Source organism: Streptomyces triticisoli (assembly GCF_003270085.1).
Taxonomy (GTDB): Bacteria; Actinomycetota; Actinomycetes; order Streptomycetales; family Streptomycetaceae; genus Streptomyces; species Streptomyces triticisoli.
Genome location: NZ_QFDQ01000014.1, coordinates 24,714 through 30,713, shown reverse-complemented (window position 1 = coordinate 30,713; position 6,000 = coordinate 24,714). Strand labels below are relative to the sequence as shown.

3 protein-coding genes and 1 pseudogene are annotated in these 6,000 nt (G+C 74.8%); all 4 read left to right on the top strand.

The window, feature by feature from the left end:
- A pseudogene (locus DEP02_RS03270) lies at positions 1–679 on the top strand (DNA polymerase III subunit gamma and tau); the annotation flags it as partial.
- 116 nt (positions 680–795) lie between these two features.
- Positions 796–2,049: a phosphoribosylamine--glycine ligase gene (gene purD, locus DEP02_RS03265; protein ID WP_112465798.1), complete on the top strand. Its 1,254-nt coding sequence runs from the start codon at positions 796–798 to the stop codon at positions 2,047–2,049.
- A gap of 309 nt (positions 2,050–2,358) precedes the next feature.
- Positions 2,359–4,215, top strand: coding sequence for a hypothetical protein (locus tag DEP02_RS03260; protein ID WP_112465797.1), 1,857 nt, complete (start codon positions 2,359–2,361; stop codon positions 4,213–4,215).
- Between the two features lie 233 nt (positions 4,216–4,448).
- Positions 4,449–5,942 carry a N,N-dimethylformamidase beta subunit family domain-containing protein gene (locus DEP02_RS03255; protein ID WP_112465796.1) on the top strand — a complete coding sequence of 498 codons (1,494 nt, stop codon included), beginning with the start codon at positions 4,449–4,451 and terminating at the stop codon, positions 5,940–5,942.
- Positions 5,943–6,000: the final 58 nt, after the last annotated feature.

The following is a 6,000-nucleotide window of genomic DNA, read 5'->3' as shown; positions in this document are numbered from 1 at the left end:
GGCCCCGGCTGCCCCGGCATCCGCGCGGCCTGCCGCCCCGGCAGCCCCGGCCACTCCTCCCGGCTCGCCCGCGGTACCGGCTCCCGCGGCCGGCGGGCTCGACCCGCGGTCGCTGTGGCCCAACATCCTCGAAGCCGTGAAGAACCGCCGCCGCTTCACCTGGATCCTGCTCAGCCAGAACGCCCAGGTGACGGGCTTCGACGGCACCACCCTCCAGCTCGGCTTCGTCAACGCCGGCGCCCGCGACAACTTCGTGAGCAGCGGCAGCGAGGACGTGCTGCGCCAGGCCCTGGCCGAGCAGTTCCACGTCCAGTGGAAGATCGAGGCGGTCGTCGACCCGACGGGCGGCGGTTCCGCATCCCCGGCGGCCGGTGGGTACGGCGGAGGCGCCGGCTTCGGTGGTGGCGGATACGGCAGCGGCGGTGGCGGTGGTACGGCCGTGCCGCGTACGCCGGCTCCCCAGCCCACGGCCTCGGCGCCCGCGCCCACCCGGCCCTCCCCGACCCCGCCGTCGGCCCCGCCGCCCCGGCCCTCCGCCCCCGAGCAGGCTCCCGTCGCCCTCGAGGACGACATCCCCGAGGACGACGACCCGGACCTCGACGAGTCGGCCCTCTCCGGCCACGAGCTGATCGTGCGGGAGCTGGGCGCGACGGTGGTGGAGGAGTACCTGACGGAGTAGCGGCGCCGCGGCACCGCCGCCTCCCGTCCGCCTCGGAGGAACGTACGAGTGCGCTGCCCCTGCTCCCTCGGCGGCCCGCACAAAGCACCTCGCGCCGCTGCCGTTAGGCTGACCTCGTGAAGGTCCTCGTCATCGGCAGCGGCGCCCGCGAGCACGCCCTGTGCCGTTCCCTGTCCCTCGACCCCGCCGTCACCGCGCTGCACTGCGCGCCCGGCAACGCCGGCATCGCCGAGGTGGCCGAGCCGCACCAGGTCGACGCCCTGGACGGCGCGGCGGTGTCGGCGCTGGCCATGAAGCTGGGTGCCGACCTCGTGGTCGTGGGTCCCGAGGCGCCGCTGGTCGCCGGGGTCGCCGACGCCGTGCGCGAGGCGGGCATCCCGGTGTTCGGCCCCTCCAAGGAGGCCGCGCGGCTGGAGGGTTCCAAGGCCTTCGCCAAGGACGTGATGGCCGCGGCCGGAGTGCCCACAGCTCGGTCGTACGTCTGTACGACGGCGGAGGAGGTCGCCGCGGCTCTCGACGCCTTCGGCGCCCCGTACGTCGTCAAGGACGACGGGCTCGCCGCCGGCAAGGGCGTCGTCGTCACCGGTGACGCGGACGCGGCCAGGGCACACGCGGCCGTTTGCGAGCGTGTGGTGATCGAGGAGTACCTCGACGGCCCCGAGGTCTCCCTCTTCGCCGTCACCGACGGCGAGACCGTCGTGCCGCTCCAGCCGGCCCAGGACTTCAAGCGGGCGCTCGACAACGACGAGGGTCCGAACACCGGCGGCATGGGCGCGTACTCCCCGCTGCCCTGGGCCGACCCCGAGCTCGTGGACGAGGTCCTGCGGACAGTGCTGCAGCCCACGGTCGACGAGATGCGGCGCCGGGGGACCCCGTTCTCCGGCCTGCTCTACGCCGGGCTCGCGATCACCGGCCGGGGCGTCCGCGTGATCGAGTTCAACGCCCGCTTCGGCGACCCCGAGACCCAGGTGGTCCTCGCCCGCCTCCGGACCCCGCTGGCGGGTGTCCTGATGGCCGCGGCCACGGGCGCCCTCGCCCACCTCGAGCCGCTGCGGTGGAGCGACGACGCGGCCGTCACCGTGGTCGTCGCCTCGCAGAACTACCCCGGCACCCCGCGCACCGGCGACCCGATCACCGGTCTGGAGGAGGTCGCCGAGCAGGACGCCCCGCACGCGTACGTACTGCACGCCGGCACCCGGCGGGACGGCGACACCGTCCTGAGCGCGGGCGGCCGCGTGCTGTCCGTCACGGCGACCGGCAAGGACCTCACCGAGGCCCGCGACCGCGCGTACACCGCCGTCTCCCGCATCCGCCTCGAAGGCTCCCAGCACCGCTCGGACATCGCGGCGAGCGCGGCGGCGAAGGCGTAACACGGCACCTGCCGCGCGCCGGTCCGCCGGGCCCGGCCCTCTCTTCCGCCCCCCACTTCCTCCGCACCGGCCCCATACAGGCCCCGGACCCGATCCGGGGCCTGATCGTCGCTGCGCGCCGTCTGCTGTGACCAAAGCCATTCCATCGAGTGACCAATAGGCCATCCGGCTGACGTGGGCCGGGGCCCCAACTAGGGTGCGGCGCAGACGGTCCGGCACTTGGCCCATCGGCATTGCGATGTCAGTGGCGGGTGCCACAGTGGGGGAGTGAGCAACACCAGGACAGTCGGGAGGGGGTGACGTCCGGTCGTGACCGGTATGGGTGTGGTGGAGGGCGGTGCGCGGACCGCGCGCTCCCGGGCCCTCGCCGTGCTGCGTGTCCGCAGCCGGGCGCTGGCCGTCGCCCTGCTGCCCGCCGCCCTCGCCGTGGTCCTGCTCGCCGGCGGCTCCGCCGGTCATCTCCTGGGCCGGGGCTGGGACCTCGCCCGCTGGGTGGTGGGCGTCGTCGCGGTCGTCGTCCTGCTCCTGGCCGCCGGCGTCGGACTGGTGGTCGCCCGTGCCCGCCCCGCCATGACCCCCACCGTCCCGATACCGGAGGAGTCGGCCCCGGACCTGTACCGCCTGGTGCGCGACCTCGCCGATCGCCTCGACGTGCCGGCCCCGTCCGCCATAGCGCTCACCCCGGACTGCGACAGCTGGCTGGAGGACCGTACGCACCCGGCGCACGGCCCTCCCCCGCTGGACCCACGGGATCCGCGGGAGGGCCCCGCCGGACCGGATGCCCTGCGCGGCCTGTCCTCGGCCCGCCCGCGCCGTAGGGCGGCGGCGCCCGTCCTCGTCATCGGCTCCCCGTTCCTGTGGTGGATGCGCGTCGGTGAGCTGCGGGCCGTGCTCGCCCCGGTCGTCGCCGGTACGGAGCCCTCGGCGCAGCCGGACATAGCGGCGGCCCGCCGTTTCGTCCGCGGTCTGGACGCAGCGGTGGCCGTCGCCTCGACGACCGGCCGCTGCCCACTGTCCCGCTCGGTGTGCGTCGGCCTCGGCTGGGTGGCCCGGCTGCTGCTGCGCGGCTGCCGGGAGCATGCGGCCGAGATGGAGCGCGGCGTGGCGGCCGCGGCCGCCGAGCGTGCACAGGCTGTGGACTACGGGCTGAGGATCGTCGCCCAGGAGCAGGTGGGTCTGGCGTACGCGGGCTGGGACCGGCTGCTGACCCGGGTCGCGCTCCCCGCCTGGCGCATGGGCCGCTGGCCCTCCCGGCTGGACGCGGGGGTGGTCGCGGCGCTCACCGAGCTGTCCCGTCGCGACCGCCTGGCCGAGGGCTTCGCCTCCCGGCTCGGCGAGCGCCCCGCCTGCGACCTGCTCGAGGAGCCCGGCGCCGTCGACGAGGCCACCTCGCTGCTGGCCGCGCGACTCTTCCACGGCGGTCCGGCCGAGCGCGGCCCCGACTGGTCCCCGGTGGACTGGCGGGAGTATCCGGACGAGGTCGTCGACCGGAAGTGGCGTACCGACGCCGCCCGCCTCCACCGCGTCCTCGACGCCCTGGGCGTCCGCCGGTCCTCCGGCCCCGCCGCCACCGATCCGCACGGACCGACCCTGGCGAGGGTCATGGAGCACCTGTCCGCCCCGTCACCCACGTCAGCCACCCCCGAGCTCTCCGAGCAGGGGGGATCCTCGGCCGACGACGCCGGTTCCGCCCCGTCCGCCCCGCCCCCTCCGGCGACCGCCCCCACCGCACCGGACGAGGAAGCCGGCCTCGGCACCGAGCGCGGCGCCGTCCTCGTGGCCGGCCTCAGCGCCGAACTGGCCCGCGAGGAGGCCGCCGCCCCGGCGGTGTCCCCGGCACCGGAGGAGGACACCGGCCGGCTCCCGGTCACACCCGAGTGGGACGAGGGCTCGCTGCCCCTCTTCCCACTCGAACCGCCCCGCACCGGCCGGGAACTCCTCGCCGACCACGTCACCGCGATGGTGTGCTGCGCCGCGATGGACACCGCGGGCGCCACCCCGGGCCTCGACTGGCTCGACGGCCCCGCCCTCCTGATCAACGGAGAGAGAGCCACCGACCTCGGCCCCAGGGTCCTCGCCCTGGTCGAAAACGGCGATCCGGTGCCGCTGCGGACCTGGCTGGTCGATTCGGGCATACGTCCGGAGAAACCGGTACGGCTGGTCTGACCTGCGCCGATGCCGAGCCCACGGCCGCGTTACCGGAGCCCCCGCTTCCACTTTCGGCCAATTCACAACGAATAGTGACAACATGCGTGCGTAATGTGATGTGCTGGGACCGGCGACGCGCGTGGCAAACGCGTCCGACATACGACACAGCCACCGACAGACCCACACCGCCGCACGACAAGACCACAGGGGCACGGCAGGCCACGGGGGCACGGCAAGGGAGGGGAACGGCCATGGGATCGGAGCGGATCCGCCGCTGGGAGTCGGGAGCACTCGCGCACGCCGTGACAGACCCCTTCGGCCAGGGCCCCCTCCCCTGGCTGCGCGGCAGCGAGACGTACTTCGACGACACCGGTCACGTCGTCCCCTGGTACGTCGACCCGCCCCCGCAGACCCCGCCCGGCACCCCGCGAGTCCCCGCGCCCCGTGCCTCCGACGGCGGCCCCCGCTCGGCCGACGACGTCCACCGGCAGATCAAGGGCTTCGCCTCCACCGGCGCCGTCACCCCCGGCGAGGCCATCGACTTCCACATCACGGTCGACCCGCCCCAGCAGTTCGGCGTGGACGTCTACCGCATCGGCCACTACGGCGGCGACGGCGCCGCCAAGATCACCACCAGCCCGCGCCTGTCCGGCATCGTCCAGCCCCCGCCGCTGACCGCCGACCGTACGGTCTCCTGCCACCACTGGTGGCTGTCCTGGCGGCTGCAGGTCCCGTCGTACTGGAGCATCGGCGCGTACGTCGCCGTCCTGACCACCGCCGACGGCTACCGCTCCCACATCCCGTTCACCGTCCGCGACAACCACCCGGCGGACCTGCTCCTGCTCCTGCCCGACCTCACCTGGCAGGCCTACAACCTCTACCCGGAGGACGGCCGCACCGGCGCCAGCCTCTACCACGCCTGGGACGAGAACGGCCGCCTGCTCGGCGAGGCCGACGCCGCCACCACGGTCTCCTTCGACCGGCCGTACGCGGGCGCGGGCCTGCCCCTGCACGTCGGCCACGCCTACGACTTCATCCGCTGGGCCGAGCGCTACGGCTACGACCTGGCCTACGCCGACGCCCGCGACCTGCACGCCGGCCGCGTCGACCCCGCCCGCTACCGCGGCCTGGTCTTCCCCGGCCACGACGAGTACTGGTCGGCCGGCATGCGCCGCACCGTCGAGCTCGCCCGCGAGCACGGCACGTCACTGGTGTTCCTGTCCGCCAACACCATGTACTGGCAGGTGGAGCTGGGCCCCTCCCCCTCCGGCGTCCCCGACCGACTGCTGACCTGCCGCAAGCGCAAGGGCCCCGGCCGGCCGGTGCTGTGGCGGGAGATCGACCGCCCCGAGCAGCAGCTCGTCGGCATCCAGTACGCCGGCCGCGTCCCCGAGCCGCACCCGCTGATCGTCCGCAACGCCGGCCACTGGCTGTGGGAGGCGACCGGCGCCGAGGAGGGCGAGGAGATCACGGGCCTGGTCGCGGGCGAGGCGGACCGTTACTTCCCGCGCACCCCGCTGCCCGAGCACCAGGACCGCATCCTGCTCGCGCACTCCCCGTACACCGACGGCGAGGGGGTCCTGCGCCACCAGGAGACGTCCCTGTACCGCGCCCCCTCCGGTGCCCTGGTCTTCGCTTCCGGCACCTTCGCCTGGTCCCCGGCCCTGGACCGCCCCGGCCACGTCGACGCCCGTGTCCAGCGCGCCACCGCCAACCTTCTGGACCGCATCTGCAAGCGGGACTGACCCGCTGCCCCCGGCCGATGTCCGATACGGGAGAATCGATCCACTGGGCCCGCCCGTC